17 protein-coding genes are annotated in these 22,910 nt (G+C 46.8%); 11 read left to right on the top strand and 6 right to left on the bottom strand.

What is annotated here, in order from left to right:
• Positions 1-5 precede the first annotated feature (5 nt).
• Positions 6-1,475 carry an IMP dehydrogenase gene (gene guaB / locus EYB58_RS16655; RefSeq protein WP_111955908.1) on the bottom strand — a complete coding sequence of 490 codons (1,470 nt, stop codon included), beginning with the start codon at positions 1,473-1,475 and terminating at the stop codon, positions 6-8.
• Positions 1,476-1,780: 305 nt separating this feature from the next.
• On the opposite strand from guaB, the gene EYB58_RS16650 reads away from it, so the two are divergent.
• Together EYB58_RS16650 and EYB58_RS16645 are read left to right on the top strand one after the other, a co-directional pair.
• Positions 1,781-2,863, top strand: a complete 1,083-nt coding sequence (locus tag EYB58_RS16650; protein WP_111955910.1) for a 6-phosphofructokinase — start codon at positions 1,781-1,783, stop codon at positions 2,861-2,863.
• Between the two features lie 26 nt (positions 2,864-2,889).
• A complete protein-coding gene (locus tag EYB58_RS16645; protein ID WP_111955912.1) occupies positions 2,890-3,498 on the top strand; it encodes an L-threonylcarbamoyladenylate synthase in 609 nt (202 codons plus the stop codon).
• 69 nt (positions 3,499-3,567) lie between these two features.
• Here the strand turns inward: EYB58_RS16645 and sppA are convergent, their stop codons facing one another.
• The 4 genes from sppA to hisC form a co-directional block, all read right to left on the bottom strand.
• Entirely contained in the window at positions 3,568-4,470 is a 903-nt protein-coding gene (gene sppA / locus EYB58_RS16640; protein WP_111955914.1) for a signal peptide peptidase SppA, read from the bottom strand.
• 257 nt (positions 4,471-4,727) lie between these two features.
• Positions 4,728-6,569: a 30S ribosomal protein S1 gene (locus EYB58_RS16635; RefSeq protein ID WP_111955916.1), complete on the bottom strand. Its 1,842-nt coding sequence runs from the start codon at positions 6,567-6,569 to the stop codon at positions 4,728-4,730.
• A 129-nt stretch (positions 6,570-6,698) separates the two neighbouring features.
• Positions 6,699-7,358: a (d)CMP kinase gene (gene cmk / locus EYB58_RS16630; protein ID WP_111955918.1), complete on the bottom strand. Its 660-nt coding sequence runs from the start codon at positions 7,356-7,358 to the stop codon at positions 6,699-6,701.
• Between the two features lie 4 nt (positions 7,359-7,362).
• Positions 7,363-8,454 (bottom strand): histidinol-phosphate transaminase, encoded by a 1,092-nt coding sequence (gene hisC, locus EYB58_RS16625; protein ID WP_111955920.1) that lies wholly within the window; start codon positions 8,452-8,454, stop codon positions 7,363-7,365.
• 125 nt (positions 8,455-8,579) lie between these two features.
• Between hisC and EYB58_RS16620 the strand changes: the two genes are divergently transcribed.
• Positions 8,580-9,764 (top strand): exo-beta-N-acetylmuramidase NamZ family protein, encoded by a 1,185-nt coding sequence (locus EYB58_RS16620; RefSeq protein ID WP_111955922.1) that lies wholly within the window; start codon positions 8,580-8,582, stop codon positions 9,762-9,764.
• A 136-nt stretch (positions 9,765-9,900) separates the two neighbouring features.
• On the opposite strand, the gene EYB58_RS16615 is transcribed toward EYB58_RS16620, so the two are convergent.
• Positions 9,901-10,104 carry a hypothetical protein gene (locus tag EYB58_RS16615; RefSeq protein ID WP_111955924.1) on the bottom strand — a complete coding sequence of 68 codons (204 nt, stop codon included), beginning with the start codon at positions 10,102-10,104 and terminating at the stop codon, positions 9,901-9,903.
• A 636-nt stretch (positions 10,105-10,740) separates the two neighbouring features.
• Between EYB58_RS16615 and EYB58_RS16610 the strand changes: the two genes are divergently transcribed.
• From EYB58_RS16610 to EYB58_RS16575, 8 genes are all read left to right on the top strand, one after another.
• Positions 10,741-13,386, top strand: a complete 2,646-nt coding sequence (locus tag EYB58_RS16610) for a 1-acyl-sn-glycerol-3-phosphate acyltransferase (protein ID WP_111955925.1) — start codon at positions 10,741-10,743, stop codon at positions 13,384-13,386.
• 5 nt (positions 13,387-13,391) lie between these two features.
• Entirely contained in the window at positions 13,392-15,083 is a 1,692-nt protein-coding gene (locus EYB58_RS16605) for a sugar phosphate nucleotidyltransferase (protein WP_111955927.1), read from the top strand.
• The gene (gene dapB, locus EYB58_RS16600; protein WP_111955929.1) at positions 15,080-15,916 is read left to right on the top strand and encodes a dihydrodipicolinate reductase; all 837 of its coding nucleotides are present in this window, start codon (positions 15,080-15,082) and stop codon (positions 15,914-15,916) included. The genes EYB58_RS16605 and dapB overlap by 4 nt, the downstream gene beginning before the upstream one ends.
• A gap of 2 nt (positions 15,917-15,918) precedes the next feature.
• On the top strand, positions 15,919-16,443 hold the full coding sequence (locus EYB58_RS24495; RefSeq protein ID WP_111955931.1) for a DnaJ domain-containing protein: 525 nt from the start codon (positions 15,919-15,921) through the stop codon (positions 16,441-16,443).
• A gap of 165 nt (positions 16,444-16,608) precedes the next feature.
• Positions 16,609-16,773, top strand: a complete 165-nt coding sequence (locus EYB58_RS24125; protein WP_242637405.1) for a hypothetical protein — start codon at positions 16,609-16,611, stop codon at positions 16,771-16,773.
• A 31-nt stretch (positions 16,774-16,804) separates the two neighbouring features.
• Positions 16,805-16,957 carry a hypothetical protein gene (locus tag EYB58_RS23300; RefSeq protein ID WP_165477741.1) on the top strand — a complete coding sequence of 51 codons (153 nt, stop codon included), beginning with the start codon at positions 16,805-16,807 and terminating at the stop codon, positions 16,955-16,957.
• A gap of 99 nt (positions 16,958-17,056) precedes the next feature.
• On the top strand, positions 17,057-18,631 hold the full coding sequence (locus EYB58_RS16580) for a PfaD family polyunsaturated fatty acid/polyketide biosynthesis protein (RefSeq protein ID WP_111955937.1): 1,575 nt from the start codon (positions 17,057-17,059) through the stop codon (positions 18,629-18,631).
• Positions 18,632-18,739: 108 nt separating this feature from the next.
• The gene (locus tag EYB58_RS16575; protein WP_111955939.1) at positions 18,740-22,846 is read left to right on the top strand and encodes a type I polyketide synthase; all 4,107 of its coding nucleotides are present in this window, start codon (positions 18,740-18,742) and stop codon (positions 22,844-22,846) included.
• The last annotated feature ends 64 nt before the right edge of the window (positions 22,847-22,910 follow it).

Here is a 22,910-nt window from a genome sequence, read left to right as displayed (position 1 = left end):
TGAATTTAATTGTTTTCTACTCTATAGTTGGGTGCTTCCTTGGTGATGGCAACGTCATGGACATGGCTTTCCTTTAATCCTGCCGCAGTGATCCGGACAAATGTTGCCTTTTGGTGCAGTTCTTCAATAGTAGCCGCTCCAAGATATCCCATACCTGCCTTGAGACCACCGATCATCTGGACAATATTCTCGCGGACGGTTCCACGGTAGGGAATCCGACCCACAATGCCTTCGGGAACCAGTTCTTCATTGTCACCGGTATCTTTCTGATAATATCTGTCGGAGCTGCCTTTTTTCATAGCTTCCACAGACCCCATGCCGCGGTAGGCTTTATATGAGCGCCCCTGGTAGATAACGATTTCGCCGGGGCTTTCTTTGGTGCCGGCCAGAAGGCTGCCCAGCATAACGGAATTGGCACCGGCGCCCAGGGCTTTTGATAGATCTCCGGAGAATTTGATGCCGCCGTCGGCAATCAGGGGCACGCCGGTTTTTTTTGAGATATCGGCACAATTCATCACAGCGGTAAGCTGAGGCACGCCAACACCTGCAACAATACGGGTGGTGCATATGGACCCCGGGCCAATACCGATTTTAACGGCATCAACACCTGCATCAATCAACGCCTTTGCCCCGGTCTCTGTGGCCACATTGCCGGCAATAAGCTGGCAGGCGGGAAAGGCCGCTTTGATTCGCTGAATTGCACTCATCACATTTTGAGAATGGCCATGGGAGGTGTCAATGACCAGGGCATCTGCGCCTGCAGTCAGAAGCGCTTCCACGCGCTCCATCATATCAGATCCCACCCCAATGGCAGCACCGGCTCTCAGTCGTCCCAAAGAATCTTTGCATGCATTGGGATATTTTCTTATCTTTTCAATATCCTTGATGGTGATAAGCCCCTTGAGTTTACCCTGGGGGTCCACCACCAGAAGTTTTTCAATCCTGTGCCTATGAAGCATAATTTTGGATTCTTCCAGGGTGCATTTTTCAGGCACGGTCACCAGATTTTCACTGGTCATAACCTCTCTAGCGGATTTATCCAACTGGGTCTCAAAACGAAGATCCCTGTTGGTCACAATGCCAACCAGCTTATCATCTTCCACAACCGGAATACCTGAAATTCGGTATTTTGCCATGATATTCAAAATTTCAGAAATAGTGGCATCGGGATGAACTATCACAGGGTCAACAATCATGCCGCTTTCGCTTTTTTTAACCCGGTCCACTTCAACCACCTGCTCGGCAATGCTCAGGTTTCTGTGGATAAAACCCAAGCCACCGGCCCGGGCCATGCTGATGGCGGTCGCTGATTCGGTCACCGTATCCATGGCTGCACTGACAATGGGAATATTGAGTTCAAGTTCTTTGGTCAAACGGGTGCGTGTGATCACTTCGTCAGGCAAGATGGCTGAATAATCGGGAAGCAGAAGCACATCATCAAAAGACAGCCCCTGCTCTGGTAATACATTGGACATAATATAAGGCCTCCAGAAAGGAAAGATGTTTATTTATACTTTAAAGGCCAGCCGTCACATCAAAAAAGGTAGGTGAGGGGCTGGCCAATAATTATTCAAAGCAAAGTATATAAACAAGCCCTTCTACCAAAAACATGAACTTTTTACAAGATCATTCCTTGGAAAATATCCATAAAGTTCCTATAATTGATTTGTTTCACAGCTGATTATCTGATATAGCACCGTGAGACAAATTCGACCACCTAAATTCAATTATGGGATAATATTAGATATGGACTATATTACCTATTTATAAGGATTGAGAGATGGGGAAAAAAATTGGTGTTGTGACAGGGGGAGGGGACTGCCCCGGACTGAATGCAGTGATCCGAGCCATTGTAAAAGCCGGTGACATGAAGGACTTTACGACCATAGGCATTCGGGGTGGTTTTGACGGGCTTTTAACACCGGTTCAAGCTGCCCCGCTCACCGTCCGGGATATGGACGGGCTTCTTATTCGTGGCGGCACCATTCTGGGCACGGCAAACTCCGGCAGATTTTCATCGAAAACCGGCCAGGGCGAGACACGAAAAATATCAGAGGATCTTATGATTCAGGTCCGGCAGACTATTGAAGCGTTGGGCCTGAACGCACTTGTGGTGATCGGCGGGGACGGCACCCTGACCACAGCCCTGCAGATGCATGAATCAGGGCTGCCTGTCATCGGTGTACCCAAAACCATTGACAATGACCTGGATGCCACCCAGCAGACATTTGGATTTGACACAGCCGTGGCGTGTGCCGTGGACGCCCTTGATCGGCTACATTCAACGGCCCAGAGCCATAACCGGGTCATGGTACTTGAGGTCATGGGCCGGTATGCGGGCTGGATTGCTACCTATGCCGGGCTTGCCGGTGGTGCGGATGTGATTCTGATTCCTGAAATAAAATTTAACATGCCGGCCATAGAAAAAAAAATCAGATCCCGGGAAGCCACAGGTAAATTATTTACCATTGTTATTGTGGCTGAAGGCGCAAAACTTGACGAGACCATGGTGGTGTCCGACAATGATAAAACGGACAGAGAAGTCCGTCTTGGCGGCATTGGTTACGCAATCGCTGAAAAAATTCAGGAGAAAACCGGAAAAGAGAGCCGGTGCGTGGTCCTTGGGCATCTCCAGCGCGGGGGGCAGCCAACCCACTGGGACAGGCAGTTATGTACTCGATTCGGGGTTCAAGCAGTGCATATGGCAGCAACCGGAAATTTCGGCAAAATGGTGGCACTTAAGCCCAACGGAATGATGGGAAGTGTAGATTTAAAAGATGCCGTTAACAGAATACGCAGCGTAGATCCCAACGGAGAGTTGGTCCTGACGGCCAGAACGTTAGGCATCTGCTTTGGTGATTAAACACTTCGCATTTAAGGAGGCAACCTATGTTATATAATGTTAATCCCCAGACACCCCAGGCACGAATCATATCAATTGCTGTGGCAAGTCTCAAGAAAGGCGGTATCATTGCCTATCCCACAGATACCTTTTACGGTATCGGATGTGATATTATGAACAAAAATGCCATTGAAAAAATATATCGGATAAAACAACGGGAGAAAACCAAGCCGTTCAGCTTTATCTGTCCAGATCTGAAAAATATTTCCCAATATGCCAAGGTGTCCAATATAGCCTACCGCCATATGAAACGTTTGCTGCCAGGTCCATATACTTTTATTCTGCCCGGATCAAAAATGGTGCCCAAAATAATGTTGACCAAAAGAAAAACTGCAGGCATCAGAGTCCCGGCCAACCCAATTGCCATAAGCCTTGCCCAGGAACTGGGAAACCCCATTATTTCAACCTCGGCCACGGACCCTGACGGTAAAGTGTTTGAAGATGCATCTCTGCTCCATGATTATTTCGATGCAAGGCTGGACATGGTCCTGGATGGTGGTCCTGTGCCAAACGCCCCCTCTTCCGTGATCTCCCTGGTTGAGGATGAACCTGAGGTGATCAGGCATGGTGCAGGCGAGGTTGACCTTTTTGAGTAGAAGCAAAAAAATTTGAACGCAAAGCTGACCCGATGCAACGCCGCTAATAGGTAACTTTGCGTTCAATAACTAATTGAAAACATACCTGAGCTGTTCAGACAGCCTGGTACCCAGATTAACATCCTGAAACAGGGTTTCCGCCAGCTTTTTAAACAACGTCATTTTATCCGCTTTGGGATAAACCGGGGTCAATTCGCCTTCAATGCCGGCCATCTGTCCGGCCCACTGCACAGCATCATCCAGGTTGCCGATACGATCAACCAACTTCAGTTTCATGGCGGTCTGACCGGTATAAACCCGGCCGTCAGCCAGTTTGGCCATGACATCGGTCTCCATATTCCTGGCAGCAGCCGCATCGAACACAAACTGGGCATGCAGTTCATCCACAAGATGTTGAAACAGCTTTTTTTCACTATCTTTAAGCTTTCTCATGGGAGACCCCATGTCCTTATATTCACCGCTTTTTATTACCACAGGAGAGATTCCAATTTTTTCGGCAATCTGTTCAAGATTGGCATACTCCATGATCACACCGATGGAACCAGTGATGGTGCCGGAATTTGCAACAATACCCTGGGTGGCACAAGCAATATAATACCCCCCGGAGGCAGCAACAGATCCCATGGATGCGATCACTATTTTTGTATCGCGGTTCTTCATTAGTTCCCGGTAGATTTCCTGGGAAGGCCCGATCCCGCCGCCGGGACTGTCAACCCTTAAAATAATCGCCTTAATGGCGTCATCATTCATGAATCCTTGAAAATCTTGAATGATTTTTTTTGAAGATATGATAGGCCCTGTCACCTCAACCACGCCGATATTTCCCTTGGTAGAAGCGATGGCACTGCGAATTTCACTGTTTACGGCAAATGCACCTATTACGGCAACACCGGACACGGCAACCAGACCCAAGGTAAAACAGGCACAGATAACACAAAGAAAAAACAAAAAGGGATGGCGTCTTGCAAACATAAGGGATTTTTCCTTAATTTTTATAATTGGAAACTATAGTTTGTCGCAAATGAATGGGTAACATTTTCTTACTCATACTCTTAATCCTGATCGTGTTCGAATCCATCTGATCTAAAGCAAGTACAGGATAAAGAGCATGATGGAGAATTAATCCATTAGCGACGAACGACAAAAAGGCCGGATGTCCCTGTTAAAGGATACGTCCGGCCTTTTAAATTTAGAAAGTTGCAATCCTGATAGTGCCTATCAGGCAGAAATTATTCGTTTCCTTTTTTTTCAGCTTCCAGTTTTTCCTGGATGTTGTTTCTCAGCATCTCGCCAAATGCAGATGCAGCAGGTTTGGAGCTTTTTGCAATTTCTTCAAGATATCTATCATCATCATCTTCGTCCAGACGCTTGATAGACAGGCCGATCCGTCGTTCATCGGAATTAATGTTCATCACCTTGGCAGTAATGGTTTCACCAATCTGGTAATGCTCTTTGGGGCTCTTGATGTTTTCTTTGCTTATTTCAGATACATGAACCAGCCCTTCAATACCTTCTTCAAGCTCTACAAATACGCCGAAATCGGTGAGATTTGTGATAACGCCGGAAATTTCCTTGCCCACATCATAGCGTTCGGCAACGGTTTCCCAAGGATCTACCTGGGTCTGTTTGATACCTAAAGAGAACCTTTCATTGGCCTTATCAATATCAAGGACAACTGCCTGGATGGTATCATTTTTCTTATAAATTTCGGAAGGATGCTTGATCCGTTTGGTCCAGGAAATATCAGAGATGTGAACCAGGCCGTCAATGTCGTCATCAATGCCGATAAAAAGACCGAATTCAGTAATATTCTTGATTTTTCCTTCAATGATGGTGCCCACGGGATATTTCTGGGAAATAACTTCCCAGGGATTCTCGACGGTCTGTTTGATGCCCAGAGAGATCCTGCGGTTGTCCGGTTTAAGGTCCAGAACAACAGCCTCAATCTGTTCTCCCACGGCAACCATCTGGGACGGATGACGTATTTTACGGGTCCATGACATTTCAGAGACATGGATCAGACCTTCAACACCCTCTTCAAGCTCAATAAATGCCCCATAATCGGTCAGACTGACCACCCGGCCTTCGATTTTGGAACCGCTGGGATATTTTTCAGCTGCAGTCGTCCAGGGATCCGGTGTCAACTGTTTCATACCCAGGGAAACCCGTTCCTTCTCAAAATCAAAGGAGAGAATTTTCACCTTGATCTGATCGCCAACGGAGAACAGTTCAGAGGGATGTTTAACCCGGCCCCAGGAAATGTCGGTAATATGAAGAAGTCCGTCAACACCACCGAGATCAACGAAGACACCGTATTCGGTAATGTTTTTAACAATACCTTCCATGACTTTGTCATTTTCAATGGCAGCCAGGGTGGCACTGCGCATCTTTTCTCTCTCGGTTTCAAGCAGCACACGGCGTGACAGAACAATATTGTTTCTTTTCTTGTTGTACTTGAGAATCTTAAAGGTATAAGTCTTGCCGACCATTTCATCCATGTTACGAATGGGTCGCAGATCAGCCTGGGATCCCGGTAAAAAGGACTGCAGTCCGATATCAACGGAAAAACCGCCTTTAACCCGACTAGTGATGACACCTTCAATGGTACCGTCGTCGTCGTAGATATCCTTAATGGCATCCCATACTTTAACCTTTTTGGCTTTGTCACGGGACAGAAGAACAGTCTCCTCTTCTTCATCCCAAACTTCAATCATTACCTCAAACTCGTCGCCGACTTTGACGTTGACATTGCCGTCCTCACCAATGAATTCATGAATCGAGATCTGTCCCTCAGATTTGTATCCCACATCCACAAGGACCGTTTCCCTGCCAACGGAAATCACTGTTCCGGTGACAACCTGTCCCTCTTCAAATTTACTGAGACTGGAATCATAGATATCCAGCAGTTCTTCCATAGTCTCTTCTCCGGTGAGTTCGATTTCAATTTCGGACTCTTTTACCTCATTGGTATCTTCTCCGGTAAGTTCGATTTCGGACTCTTTTACCTCGTCTTGGGTCTCTAATTCTTGATTCATGTTTTGGTTTTCGTTTTCTTCAGCAATGTTGTTCATTAATATTTATCCCCCCCCCTAATCGATGATGTTACCCGCCTTTGAATCTTAAGAAAAAGATGGCGAAGACGAGTACAGTTGGTTCTTATATCAACGAAAAAAGGAAAAATCAAGAAATTCCAGAACTTTTTAAGCTACGATGATGGTGCTTTTCATTTTTTTCACTACCTGGGAAACATCTAATGCGGTGGCATCTATAAGGATAGCATCCGGGGCCTGCTTTAAAGGGGATACAGCACGTTGGGTATCATCCGCATCTCGCTTGACCATATCTTCGAGGATTTTTTCAAATGCAATCCCTGATGCGTTTGATTCATCAAATCGTCTTCGGGCACGCACGTTAACGTCAGCGGTCAGAAAAAACTTATATGACGCGTTGGGAAAAACAGCCGTGCCCATGTCGCGGCCTTCGAACACGGCATCCCTTTCCTCGGCAATTGATTTTTGAATACCCAGTAATGCCTTTCGCACCTGGGGAACGGCCGATGTGGCCGAGGCCAGCATACTGATATCATGGGTGCGGATGTATGCGCTGATATCCCGGCCCGATGATGTCAGCACAGGATCCCGGCCTTCCATAACAAAATCAAGATCAAGACAAGCAAGAAACTGTTCAAGCAGAGCGCTGTCTTTCCAGTTGATCTGCCGACGCTCAATTTCAAAGGCAACGGCTCTGTACAAAGCCCCGGTGTCCACATAAACACAGCCAAGTTCCCTTGCAAGGGTTTTTGAAACTGTTGTCTTACCGGCACCGGCCGGCCCGTCAATGGTAATAATTCGCCTATTCATTATTTTATTTACCTGCGACACTGAGCAACGCATCCACGCATGTTTGATTTTCCTGGTCTGTACCGGCATTTATGCGAAGAAAGGTGTCATATCCATAGGAAGCCAGCGAACGCACCACCACGCCTTTTCGAAGCAATTTTTCACAAAGATCCCGGGAGCTTGTCTTTACATCCACCATGAAAAAATTGGCCTGGGTTGGCATCACCTCAAAACCGGCTTCCGTAAATTTTTGAGTTAAAAAATCAATGCCCTGGTGGGTGCCGGAAATCGTTTTGGATAAAAAATCGGTATCTTCCAAGGCGGCCTGGGCTGCAACCTGGGCAAGGGTATTCACATTAAAGGGCTGACGTATGCGGTTTAAGATTTCGGCAACCGCTTTATCCATAATCCCGTAACCAATGCGGAAACCGGCAAGACCGTATGCTTTGGAAAACGTTCTTAAGGTTACAATTCTTGGATCCGCCAGCGGCACAGATAGACTATTATAAACCGAATCGTTGCGTACAAATTCGATATACGCTTCATCCACGATAATCAGCACATTGTCCGGCAGTTTATCAGCAAACCGTAAAAATTCATCCTTGGTAATCACAGCCCCGGTGGGATTAAAGGGATTTGTCACAAACACCAGCTTTGTTTCAGGCGTAACTGCCTTGACAAGCCCATCAAGGTTGGTGGAAAAATCCTTGAGGGGAACCATAACCGGAACGCCCTTTGCGGTCTTCACACTGATTTCATACATAAGGAAAGAAGGCAGCGGCATCACTGCTTCCTGCCCGGGGTTCAGAAACCCATGGGCAAGCAGGGCAATGATATCATCGGAACCGTTTCCAATGACCATGTTTTCCATCCGGACATGATATTTTTCAGCAAGTTTTTGACATAGCGTAAAAGGGATCGGTTCAGGATAACGGTTCATATCGGGCAATTTTGATAAAACAGCGTCGGCCACTTTGGGTGAACACCCAAAAGGGTTTTCATTGGAGGCAAGCTTTACCGCATTGGTAATACCATACTCGCGCTCCACCTCACTTAGTGGCTTGCCGGCCTCATAGGGTTTTATGGCCTTTACGGACTCACTGACTGAAAACGACATGAAAGATGTACTCCATTGATTTGCGGGTTGGATAAAGCAGTATTAATTAGTTAGGATTTGAATTTTTGTCAATACCTGTGATAGGGGGTGGGCAGGATAAACGTTTTAAAAGGATAAAAATATCCATGGATCAAAACTCACCACGGGTTAAAACCGGCCTGGACACCCTTTATGACAATCTGCCTGGATGTTTAAAAGGCAGGCGTTTGGGCCTTCTGGCAAATCCGGCCTCGATAACAAGTCAGTTTCAACATGCAAAAGATGTTATAGCGCAACTTTTTCCCGGGCAGATCTGCGCCCTGTTCTCTCCCCAGCACGGTTTTTTTGCGGAAAAGCAGGATAATATGATAGAATCGGGGCATTTCAGGGATCCGGAACTAAATATACCGGTATTCAGCTTGTATAGTGAAACAAGAATTCCCACAGCCGCTATGTTCGCCGCCATAGATACCCTGGTCATCGACATCCAGGATGTGGGCACCCGTGTGTACACCTTCATATATACCATTTCGTACTGCCTTGAAACGGCAGCAAAACTCGGCAAGTCCGTCGTGATTCTGGACCGCCCTAATCCTGTAGGCGGCATACAGGTTGAAGGTAATATCCTTGAAGATGACTGTGCCTCATTTGTTGGGCGTTACCCCATTCCCATGCGCCACGGCATGACCGTAGGCGAAATGACCGCCTACATTAATACAACCCAAAAGATCGGTTGTGATCTCACCGTAATTCCCATGCAGGGATGGACCCGGGATATGTACTGGCAGGACACCGGATTGGTCTGGGTCCCCCCATCCCCAAACCTGCCCACCCCGCTTTCAGCCATGGTCTATCCCGGCCAGGTTATCTTTGAGGGAACAAATCTGTCGGAAGGACGGGGAACCACCCTGCCCTTCGAACAGTTCGGCGCGCCGTTTGTGAATATTAATACATTTAAACAGGGTGTTCAAGACCGCCTTAAAGGCATTGTACTGCGGCCACTGTGTTTCCAGCCCACATCGGGAAAATGGCAGAACCAGATATGCAATGGTGTTCAGATTCACATCATAGATAGAGATGAATATAAACCCTATTTATGTTCCCTGATTTTGCTGCAGGAAATCATGAGGACACATCCCAACGGGTTTCAATTCAAGGCGCCCCCCTATGAATATGAATTTGATCGCCTGCCCATGGACCTGATTTTAGGAAGCCGGAATTTACGGAAAAACCTTGAAGTGATGAATGACCCCCTTGAACTGGAAAAGGCCTGGCAAGTACCTTTGCAGCAGTTTAAGCAGGCGTCAGAAACTTTTTATTTATATATATAAAAAAAAGGGATCGAGATACTCTATCACGGTCCCTTTTTGAAACTATTCTATGGACTGATAATTCCGGTAAATTGGAATTATCCGACGCTTTTCCTACTGTCGATTCTTTTTCGAGTTCGGCAAGTTGGGTCTTGTCTTAATCGGCAGAAGCGTCAACGCCTTCGTCGTTTTTCCAAGAGTCTTTCAACTCGTCAAATCCAAGGTAGAGTGCGAAGCCGCCGGCCAGCAGAAGAACAATAGGGACACATCCGGTAATAATCATCAAAAATTCCGTAAACCATACTGCCAGACCAACAACTCCGAGAAGAACTGCAATAGCTCCGCCAATTAACGTTTTCATAAGTTATCCTCCTTAAATTCCCGTCTAAAAACAATTGATTACGTATAATACGTGATCCATACCCAAAAAATAATTTACTTTCTTATTATGTTTGTTTCAATTCCAAATAGATGGAGAAAAGTATCACAGGCCTTTGATTTTATCAAGGCGTTTTTGCCCATATCAAAATGCTCAAACAAACATACTTAATTCAACATGTTAGCATCAAAACTAACAATTATTTCAATCATTTTTATATGAAAGTCAAAATAAATCATTAAACTGCTTTCATGTTTCGTTGTGGATTTGAGCATAGGTGTTGATAAACTAGGTCAGGCCATGGCTGTTTCTTATATGAAAGTTCCAATAAGTGACTGAATTACTTTCATGCTTTGTTGTGGGTTGAACCTCGGTATTGATAGACCAAGTCAGCCCATGGCTGTTATATGAAAAAACTGAACGAACCGGTTAGGTTCTTTCATGATTTGTTGTGGCCTAACCTCGGTGAAAGACCAGGTCGGCCATGGCCGTTATATAAAAATTATCATATTGCCATGTAAACCAAGCTCTGGTATTGAATTAACCGAAACAAGAGTTCCTGCCACGATTGACCCTTCAAAATTCGAAGGAAAAAAGGACACCCCTAAAGGACACCCTATGAGTTTGTTTGCACCTATAAATAACCTGGTCTCAGCCACCAGAAAAAAAATACATACATTAATAGTGATTCTGCTTAATGACTCCCATGATTATTATTCAAGTTTTTATCCAGGCACCCAAAGTTTTATTATCGGCAAGATACTGAACCATCTTGTTAAAAAAATCAGCATAGATAATAACAGCCTTAAAAGGATAAAAAATATAGCATCGGATTCAATTGTTGTTTTTACCTGTAAAAACAAACATATGTTTGATTTTTTATATTTTCACACCCTTTTAAAACCCATGAACTGCCCGTACCCTGAACTAAGTTTTGATTTACGGTTTATCTTTCTTCTGCCCTTAAAACAGCTGGGACGAATTATTCTTTCCCATTTATACTATTTTTTTCACCATTTCCATTTCAATGATATCTATTCCAGCGGGTATGCCCGGAAAATGCTTTTGGAGAACCGGGCAGGCTTTATCAGCCTTATTGAAGAGGATGAATTTTATAACAGATTTATCAGATCAACACCGGACCCTTTATTTCATCTGATTGAGTTACAGAAACAAACTGAAAAATCAGTTGTCATTGTGCCCGAAGATATTATCTATATAACCAGGCCAATGCACAAAAATCCAAGCCTTGGAGACATCATATTCGGCACCCATGAAAAACCCGGCCGCATCAAAAGGATTTTCACCATGCTGCGGCAACCCGACAAAATTCGGGTGGAAGTTGCACAGCCCGTGAATCTAAAAGAATTCTTAGCCCGGCCTGAAATCCAACGTCTTGATTCGGAATTCCAGACCCATCGGCTGAGAAGTCTTCTTGTGGATATCCTGAACCGTCAGCGCAAAAGTATCACAGGCCCCGTGCTTAAATCCCGTCAGGAAATCACCGAGGACATTCTTAACAGAAAATCCCTAAGGGAATTTCTGGCGGCTTATGCGGACAAAACCGGAACCCCTTTGCGAAAGGTAAACAAAAAGGCGGCTGCCTATATTGATGAAATCGCAACCAATTATAATTTAAGGGTAATCAATTTTTTAAGCTGGCTGTTAACGCTGGTATTCAAAAATATATTTGAGGGGATTTCCGTATCCCAGGATGAGATCAACATGATGCGGGAGACTTACGCCAAAGCCCCGCTGATTCTGATTCCCTGCCATAAAAGCCACCTGGATTACCTGATTTTACCCTATGTCATGTTCAAAAATAATATGCCCTGCCCCCGTATTGCAGCGGGCAAAAACCTTTCCTTCTGGCCCCTTGGCCCGATATTCAGGGGTGGCGGCGCGTTTTTTCTGCGCCGGACCTTCAAAGGGGCGGAGCTGTATGCCCGCATTTTTGCGGCATATATTGAAAAACTGCTTTATGAAGGGTTTAACATCAAGATTTATATTGAAGGCGGCAGAAGTCGGACAGGCAAAGTACTGCCCCCAAGAATCGGCGGGTTGTCCACGATTATCCGGGCATTTTTAAGCGGTGCCTGTGAAGATCTGTATTTTGTGCCCTGTTACGTGGGATATGACAGGGTCCTGGAAGAAGACGCTTATCTTAAAGAGATTGAAGGCGGCAAAAAGACACCTGAGAACCTCAAAGGTCTGTTGAATACACGCAAATTTTTAAAACGCAAATACGGCAAAGTATATCTTAAATTTGACACGCCGATTTCCATGAACAGGTATATGGAAGAAAAGGGGGTTGATCTTAGAAAGTTCAGTGACGGGGAGTTCAGTCACTTTGTCAAAGGATTCGGATACAAGCTGATAAATGCCATCAATGACAATACCGTTGCAACCCCCCATGGTATTATCGCCTCGGGCATCCTGAACTGTTCTGAAAGCACGTTTACAAAGAAGCAAATGTTTGCCCGGGTAAGCACCTACATGAATCATCTGGTCTTTCACGGGGCATATCTGTCCGACACCTTGATGATTGACCCGGACAATGCCTTTAATTCGGTCATTGAAAATTTTCTTTCCAGAAATTTTATTGAGCTTGCCGATGAGGACGAGGATGACATCACAGACACCACCATGCTGATCGTAAAGCACAACAAAAGACCGGTTCTGGACTACTATAAAAATTCGGTAATCTGTTTCTTTGTACCTGCTGCCTATACGGCTGCAGCCATCATAGAAATAGACCGGTTTAAGTTTGAAATGCAGGATCTTGTATCCAGGTATCAATTCTTGCAAAAATTGTTCACGGACGAATTTTCATTTGATGAACAAATTTCAACACAGGATCAGATTTCCAAGGCATTAAAAGGATTTATCAACGAGGGGATTCTTGTACCGGATCCTGAATTTGCCGACACCTTTAACCTGACATCGGAAGGGTTAAGAAAACTTAAATGGTTTGCAGCCTTTCTTATTCCCTTTTTCGAATCCTATATGACCTGCCTTATCTTCCTGGAAAAAGAAAAAACAGACAAATATGATGTCAAAGAGCGTACAAAAAAGCTGCTCTCCTTTGGCAGCAAACTGTACAAACGCAACCAGGTGGTTCGAAAGGAATCTTTGTCCCTGATCAACTACCGTAATGCCGTTCACTATTTTGCCAAACACCATATCAACGGCTCCGGAGACCAGGAACGCATAGACCAGTATAAAGAGATTATTGATCTGCTTTCCAGACGGATCTCAAGCTGACCATCATGAAAGCCCTGATACTTGCAGCAGGGTTTGGCACAAGGCTGCTACCCTATACACAGCATTTGCCCAAGCCCCTTTTCACCATCAACGGCCGGCCGGTTCTCGACTATGCCGTTAAAAATCTTTTAGATGCCGGTTGCACAAAAATTTTTATCAATGTGCACCATCTATCGGATACTATTGCAGACTTTGTTAACAATCACCGGTCAAAAGACCTTCTGGAAGTGGTTTTTGAGCCTGTAATTCTCGATACCGGCGGGGCCATTGCCAACCTTGGCAGTCAGTTGGCGGATGATGATTTCTTTGTGGTGAATGCAGATGTGCTCTGTAATTTTGATCTGTCACACCTGATGGCCTGCCACAAAGCATCTGATGCCCTGGCCACCCTGCTGGTCCATGACTGCTACCGGTTCAATACCCTTTGTGTGGACCAGACAAAGCCAGGGCCCGGCATTGTCAGGCACTTTTCCCAGGCCCCGGAATCCGGACTTGCCTTCACAGGAATCCAGGCAATCTCCCCGGGTATTTTTGAATACATGCCGTCTGAAAAAATATTTTCAAGCATTGATGTGTATAAAAAATTATGTGAACTGCAAAAAATTTTTGCCCTGAAAGCAACGCAATTTTACTGGCGGGACATGGGCACACCCCAAGATTACCAAAGCACATCCAGGGAATGTTTGGCTGGCAAAATTTTTGGTATAGCCCCGTCCCGTATTCATGATATCGACATCAAGGCCATAGCCGGGGATGGTTCGGACCGTCTCTGGTTCCGTGCCCGCCATAACGAAAAAAGCCTGATTCTCTCGGATCACGGTATCTGCACGGATGCGGCCCAAAACAACAATGGCACAGCCCAGTTGAATGCATTTATAAAAATCGGAAAGCACCTGGCTGACAAGGGTATCGCTGTCCCCCCAATTATGGGTCATGACGCAATTTCAGGTCAGGTGGCCGTGGCAGATCTTGGCAGCATCCATCTGGCCGACTATATCCGGGGAATGGACGAAAACCGGATTATCACATGGTATCAATTTGTTATTGACCGCCTGATTGATTTTTCTTTCAAAGGCATTGAAAATTTTGATACGGCCTGGGCCTGCCAGACCCCGTCCTACTCAAAACAAATGATCCTGGATCTGGAATGCCGGTATTTTATGCAGGCCTTTGTAAATGGATATCTTGGCCGCAAAGAACCGTTCGAAACCTTCACCCTGCAATTCCAGCATATTGCAGACAATGCACTGATGCATGCAATGAACGGGCTTATGCACAGGGACTGCCAGTCGAAAAACATTATGATCCATGACGGTCATCCCTGGTTCATTGATTTTCAATCTGCACGGCCAGGTCCTATTCAGTATGATCTGGCTTCCCTTTTAATTGATCCCTATGTTACACTATCCCGGGCTGTCCGGGATCAGCTTTTAAACTATGCGTTGGAAAACATCAGCCTTAAAGTACCCTTTGATAAAGAGGCCTTTATGCACTCTTTCAGATACTGCTGTATTTCACGCAACCTTCAGATGCTGGGTGCTTTTGGTTTTTTAACCCAGGTTAAACACAAGCACCAATTTGAAAAATACATTCCGGTGGCCCTGAAAGGACTTGAATGTCGGCTCAAAAACCTAAACGAACCCGGATTGACTGATCTGACCCATTTTGCCCAAACCCTTCTAGGAGATTTAAAATGAATTGCATACCCCTCATGATCAACGGACTGCCTGGGAATGTAGCCCGTATAATGGCTGAATCCGCATGCCAAGATGAACGATTTACCCTTGTACCGTTTTCCCTTACCGGAGAAGAGATTACCCTGGGCCAGGTGTCCGTGGATCAGACAAAAATAACCCTTTTAAAACCCAGTGAAAGGGAAAATAAAATCCATGAGATTCTTGAATCCTACCCTGGCTGCATTTGTGTTGATTACACCCACCCAACAGCTGTAAATGACAATGCAAAATTTTATGTTACGCACAAAATACCATTTGTTATGGGCACCACGGGCGGCGACAGGCAAGAGTTGGAGCGTACTGTGAAAAACGGGTCTATGCCTGCGGTTATTGCCCCGAATATGGCCAAACAGATTGTGGGTCTTCAAGCCATGCTTGAATACGGGGCAAACGCGTTTCCGGGACTGTTTAAAGGATTCACGCTTCAGGTCAAAGAGAGCCATCAACAGGGGAAAGCCGATACATCGGGCACGGCCAAGGCCCTGGTAGCCTGTTTCAATCAACTCGGAACAGACTTTAATCTTTCCGACATTGAAAAAATCAGAGATCCCAAGACCCAGAAAGAAAATTTAGGTGTTCCAGAGGAGTACATAGGTGGGCACGGGTGGCATACATATACGCTGAAAGCACCGGACGGGTCTGCACTTTTTGAACTGACCCATAACATAAATGGACGGCAGATTTATGTTGCAGGCACCTTTGACGCTGTCGTTTTTCTAAAAAACCAAATTGATACAAACGCTTTTGAGCAAAAACTTTTCACAATGATTGATGTTCTGACCAGCGGGAAGTGACAATGTCTACCCTTGTTAAATTTGTGCTGATTCTTTTAGGCCTGGCCTATCTTATTTCGCCTGTTGACCTCATTCCCGAAATGTATCTACCCTGGATTGGATGGATAGATGACAGTCTGGTTATGATGTGTCTTTATCATCTGATCAGATATGGCCGGCTGCCCTCTTTTTTATTTAAAAAAGGTACTAAACAATCGTCTGGGAAAAAAGGGCAGGGTTCTGGAACGGATCAAACATACCAAAAGGCAAATCCAAACCAATCGTCGAACAGGACCAACGCAACAGGTCAGTCCACAAAAAAGAAAACATCAGATAGAACCAGCACCCATAAATCTGCATATGAGGTCCTTGGTGTGGACGACTCAGCGTCCTGGTCTGACGTTCAAAGTGCATATAAAAACAAGGCCAAGCAATATCACCCGGATAAACTGTCCCACCTGGGTGAAGAATTTTCAACCCTTGCCAATGAAAAATTTTTAGAAATTCAGCAGGCCTATGCAACGCTCAAATCCATTTATAACCGGTAGACAATAATTGAACACAACAAATTTTAGGAAACTTAAGTGACCGGCATCAGTGAAATTCTTATACTTATCCTTCTGATCTTATGTATTCTGATTGTACCCAGAATGATGAACTCAAAGCCCCAGGGCAAGAGAAAAAAAACAAGGCCGAATACCAGGGTATTCACAATGACAATAAGGTTCGCCATTGTATTGTCCGTAGCCGACGTCATCATCAGCGCGTTGTGGACAAAACCATGGCAGGGACAAATTTTAATGTTTATCGTTTTTGGCATTTTGCCCGTGGCCTTGGGATGGTCCTTGGTATGGATCCTGTCGGCACGAAAAAAATAATCACCCGTATTTTTTACTTCACGGTGAATTTATGGATAAAATCGGAGAAGCCCATCTTTTTAACCGCGAAAACCAAGCCATCAGTATCATCTACAAAGGGCTGGACCCAACGATATGCCACACCTGTCATCAACACGGTATCTTGATTACAAGCATCGGGTATGATATTAGACTCCAGCCATAAAAATTGTACCCCAGCGCTGCAGACGTCGTAACGTTGGGGAATAGCGTCAGTATATACGATAACATCTTGCACAGTATCCGGCAGGGACAATACAACACTATGACATCGCAAATTGATTTAGTTAGGGCTATCCATGATATCAACCGTCCGCAACTACTTATAACAAGTTTTGACGGAATACATATCAGCCGTCCATCACAAAGCAATATGGCGTCGCTGTCAGAACAGACTTATGTGCCTGCCATACGCCCGGAAAATCTTGGGGACTTAGCATTTAAGCGTCGCCATGGTTTAAAATATGCTTATGTGGCCGGTGCCATGGCCAACGGCATCGCGTCCACCGCACTTGTGAAGACCATGGGCGAAAACGGGATGCTCGGTTTTTTTGGTGCCGGCGGATTGAGCCTTGCACAAATTAAAACAGCCATTCTTGAGCTTAAGGCCGCCCTTGGGAACAAACCCTTTGGATTTAATCTGATCCACAGCCTGGCAGATCCGGACCATGAAATGGCAACGGTACAACTCTATCTTGACCATGGGGTACCCCTGATATCTGCAGCAGCCTTCCTGCGCATCACCCTGCCCTTAGTATATTATCGTATCAAAGGCATCCATAAAAACAACCAGGGTGATATTGTCACCCCCAACCGTATTATTGCAAAGGTGTCCCGCATTGAAGTGGCCCGACAGTTTTTTGCACCACCGCCGGAAAAACTGCTCGACCAGCTCGTTGAGCGACAGCTGATCACGTCGGAAGAAGCCATGCTTGCCGCTCAAATCCCCATGGCCCAGGATCTTACCGCCGAGGCCGATTCCGGTGGCCATACGGATAACCGCCCTGCCCTGGCACTTTTGCCAACGTTCATCGCCCTGAAGAACGAAGCCATGGCAACATACAGTTTTAAAAGCCCGCTATGCGTGGGCCTTGGCGGCGGCATTGCCACGCCGGAATCCGCCTCGGCCGCTTTCAGCATGGGAGCTGCATATATTCTTACCGGATCCATTAACCAGGCATGTGTTGAGGCCGGCATTTGCGAGGATGTTAAAAAATTACTCAGCCAGGCCGAACAGGCAGACGTTGCCATGGCGCCTTCCGCAGACATGTTTGAAATCGGAGCACGGGTACAGGTACTCAAACGTGGTACGTTATTTCCTGTGCGCGCAGAAAAATTGTATCAGTTTTACAAAGGGTACGCATGTTTTCAAGACCTTCCCCCGGCGGTCCAAAAGGAAATTGAGGACAAATTTTTATTAACGTCGTTTGATGCCGCATGGCAATCCACCCGGGGCTTTTTCCTGTCACGGGGACAACAGCAGGAGGTGGATCGTGCAGAACAGGACCCGGCCCACAAAATGGCCCTGGTTTTCAGATCCTATCTTGGACAGTCTTCCAGGTGGGCAATCCAGGGGGATACCCAGCGTAAAATGGATTACCAGATCTGGTGCGGCCCTGCCATGGGCGCATTCAACCAATGGGCCAAAGGCAGCTTTCTTGAACCCCATACTAATCGGTTTGCAGCAGAAATCGCCATGAATCTGCTCACCGGTGCCTGTGTTGTCACCCGGGCTGCATTTGCAAGGGTCCAGGGACTTGAACTGCCCCCCGGTGCAAGCCTTTTTTCTCCCATGCCGCTCGATGAAATATTAGAACTGATCTCTTCGAAACCTATGTAAAACTTTTGTCAATATCCTTGCCGGTGGATGATCCGAGTCCCGTTGCCATATATATAGGTGCTGTAAAATATAATATATTAAACCAGCAACCATAATTATTTTTCATATATGACACCCAAAGCCGCAAGCCCAAAACAGACGCCTTGTACACCGAAAACGCCCATTGCCATAATCGGCATGGGCTGTATTTTTCCTGAATCCAGAAACCTTAAAGAGTTCTGGAAATTGGTATTTAACGGCATTGATGCCATCACAAAAGTGCCTGAAGACTCACACTGGCGTCTGAAAGATTATTTCAATGAAGACCCGGACTGCCCGGACCATGTCTATTGCAATAGAGGTGGTTTTTTACCAGACATTGCCTTTGACCCCTTAGCCTATGGTATGCCCCCAAAAAACATTGACGCCACAGACACCTCCCAGCTTCTAAGCCTGGAAGTGGTTCGCATGGCACTTGCCGATGCAGGCTATCCTGTGGGCCATACCCATCTCAAAAAAAAACGGGTCAATGTAATCCTCGGGGTAACCGGCACCCAGGAACTGGTGATCCCCCTTGGCGCAAGGCTGGGACACCCGTTCTGGAAAAAGGCTTTGGATGCGGCCGGCATCGCCCCTGATAAAAAGAAACGCGTCTTAAAACAGATCAGCGATTCCTATGTCAGCTGGCAGGAAAATTCATTTCCAGGCCTTTTGGGTAATGTGGTGGCCGGAAGAATCGCCAACCGCCTGGACCTGTCCGGCACCAACACGGTGTGTGATGCGGCATGTGCAAGCTCCCTGTCCGCCATTCATACTGCCATGATGGAACTTAAAACCGGACAGTGCGATATGTCCATCACCGGCGGGGTGGATACCCTCAATGACATTTTCATGCACATGTGTTTTGCCAAAACAGGTGTATTGTCCCATAGCAGTGACGCCCGACCCTTTTCAGAAAACGCCGACGGTACAGTGCTTGGTGAAGGCGTAGGCCTGATAGTGCTCAAGCGCCTGGAAGATGCCCAGCGTGACCAGGACCGGATTTATGCGGTCATCAAAGGCATGGGCACGTCCAGTGACGGACGCACCTCGGCCGTATATGCCCCGGAGGCCAAAGGACAGGTCAAGGCCCTGGAAAGCGCCTATAGCAATGCAGGTATTTTGCCCGAATCCGTGGGACTGATTGAAGCCCACGGCACTGGAACCCGGGTGGGTGACAAGGTTGAATTTACGGCACTGAAACAATTTTTCAAAGGCAAAGCCACCGAATCCACAGCCATAGGATCCGTGAAATCCATGATCGGGCACGCCAAAGCGGCAGCAGGCGCTGCGGGCATTATCAAGGCAGCCCTGGCGTTGCACCACAAGGTCATCCCCCCCACACTCAAAGCCCAAACGCCTGACCCTGATCTGGACATACACAACTCCCCTTTCTATCTCAACCAGGTTGCAAGGCCTTGGATCGGCAACGGTGCGAATAACTCTTTGAGATGTTCCGGTGTTTCCGCCTTTGGGTTCGGTGGGTCAAACTTTCATGCCGTGCTTGAAGAGTACGCGCCTGAAAAAGTCAATATCTCCTGGGACGGTACGGTGCAGATCCTGGCTTTTTCCGGAAAAAATAAAGAAGATATTGTTGAAAAACTTGATACCGTTTCTGAAACCATAAAAGCCTATGATATCAGGGACAAGGCCGCCGTTACCCAGGCCATTGCCTGGCAGGCCGCCCAATCCAGGAAAGTATTTTCATCAAAACACGAAGAGCGGTTATTGATTTTACTGTCTGACCAGGATGATTTTTTTGAACGCATATCCCAGGCAAAATGCATGGTCAATGGTGATCAACCTGCCAAACCGCCGATATTTTATGGTAAAGGTGCAGCATCAGGCAAACTGGGATTTGTCTTCCCCGGCCAGGGAAGTCAGTACACCGGGATGGGCGGTCAGATTATGTCTGTTTTTCCCGAAAGCCTTAAAGTGCTTGATATGGCCCAGGCCTGTGTCAGCGACACGGATGCAGAAGATGATGGACTACTGTCCGCCTATATGTATCCGCCGCCGGAATATGCCATGGATAAAAAATCGGCCGAGGCAGCTCTGCGGCAGACCCGTATCGCCCAACCCGCAATTGGTGCGGTCTCCTTGTCCATGCTGAACATTCTTTCCCGGTTCAATGTGGCACCTGAGATGACCTGCGGCCACAGTTACGGAGAGTTGTGCGCCCTATATGCAGCCGGCTGGATTGATGCCCAGACCTGTCTTGAACTTTCGGCTGCCCGGGGCAACTTCATGTCCAAGGCCGGTCAGAGTGCAGGAGATCCCGGCAGCATGCTCGCAATCCAGGCCCCCATTGAAAAGATTGAAGCCCTCATTGAAAAAGAAAAACTTGACCTGGTCCTGGCCAATAAAAACAGCCCGGTCCAGGGCGTGTTATCCGGGGAGACCCAACAGATTCTCAACGCTGAAAAAATTTGCAAAAAGCATAAAATACGGGCCATCAAACTGCCTGTAGCCGCAGCGTTTCACAGCCGCCTGGTATCAGATGCCGCAGCCCCGTTCAATGCGTTGACCCAGAAAACCGCCATCACACCCACGCAAATTAGGGTATTATCCAATACGACTGGATCGCCCTACCCTGAGGATTCAGCAAAGGCCCAGGAGCTGTTAGGGCAGCAGTTGATGTACCCGGTGGATTTTATTGGTGACATCAAACAAATGCACGAACAAGGCGTTGACACATTTCTGGAAATTGGACCCAAATCCGTTCTGTGCGGTCTGATTAAATCTATTTTAAAAGACCAGAATGTACAGACCATTGCCCTGGATAAATCAGCCGGGAAAAATTCGGGTATCCAGGATTTAGGCATGGGATTGTGCGCCCTTGCAGCCTCAGGTCATCCTGTGGATCTTTCCGCCTGGGAAGAGGATGCGGCGCAGCCTGAGTCTAAAAAACTTGTTATCATGATCAACGGAGCCAATTCAAAACCCACGGTACCTGAAACATCCCAGCCTGAAATGATTCAGACTGAACAGGCACCCATTGACGCCCCCGGTCGGCCGACACGCCCCCAGCCAACACAATCCCAGCCTTTAATAGAGACCCAGGTACGCCAAAACCCAAAAAACGAAAACATTGTACCGGATTCATCTGTGTATACAACGGGTTCAACCCAACAGACATCCACCACACAAGGAAATACCATGACATCTTTTCCGCACCCTGAATTTAACGATTATCAAGCCCAACCAGCGTCAAATTCAACCCAATATGTGACTACAAACCAGATTCCTGCAAACCCGGATATCCTTGTCCAGGGACTCAATGCCATGCAGCAGCTCCAAGCCCAGACCGCCCGGGCCCATGAGAAGTTTCTGGAAACCCAGACCCAAGCCAGCCAGGCCCTGGCCGCGCTGATGTCACAAACCCGTGGACAAGTATCAGCCCCAATCCAGCCAGTCCGTGTACCCCAGCCCCCGGCCCCCGCACAGACCATGCCCGATTACCACCCCCACATGTCAGCGGCGGCCCCAGCACAACCAATTCAGCAATCTGTATCAAAGCCGGCGCCGCACCAGGCCCAGCAACCCCAGGCACCAGCAGCACCCGCAACACCTGTCCCATCTGCAGCAGCGCCCCCTACCCCGGAAGTCAAAAATGTTCTGTTTGAAATTGTCAGCCGCTTAACAGGATTCCCGGTGGAGATGCTAGAACCTGAAATGGATATTGAATCAGACCTTGGCGTTGATTCCATTAAAAAGGTCGAGATCATTTCAGAACTTGAAAAAGCATTTCCCGACAGTAACGATCTATCAGCCCAGCGCCTGGGTTCAGTCAAAACCCTTGGAGATATCTGTACGGCTGTTGAAACAGACCAGGCCCCGGTACCTGAACAAACAGACCGCCCCATTGCCAATGCGAAAAATGAGCCGAAAAACAACGAGCCGGCTCAATCCCAAGATACCCTCGGCATTCTGGTCAGCATCATCAGTGAATTAACAGGTTTTCCCCAAGAGATGCTCGAACCGGGAATGAACCTTGAATCGGATCTTGGCATTGACTCCATAAAACGGGTTGAGATTTTGTCACGACTTGAACAGGAACAACCGGGTTCCAAGGCATTATCACCGGATGACATGGGCAGTTTGAAGACCATAGCCGACATCATAAACTACTTAACACCTGAACAAACAACGGTTTCCAAAGAAACCCCTAAAAAAAAACTTCGCATGACCCCATAAGTGACCCAAACCTGGCCGAACAGGCCGAAGAAACAAAATTAAAAGTACTTGGCAGGCAGGAGAT

This window comes from Desulfobacter hydrogenophilus (assembly GCF_004319545.1).
Taxonomy (GTDB): domain Bacteria; phylum Desulfobacterota; class Desulfobacteria; order Desulfobacterales; family Desulfobacteraceae; genus Desulfobacter; species Desulfobacter hydrogenophilus.
Note: the sequence above shows the minus strand (reverse complement) of the source record. Positions and strands in the feature narration are given on the sequence as shown.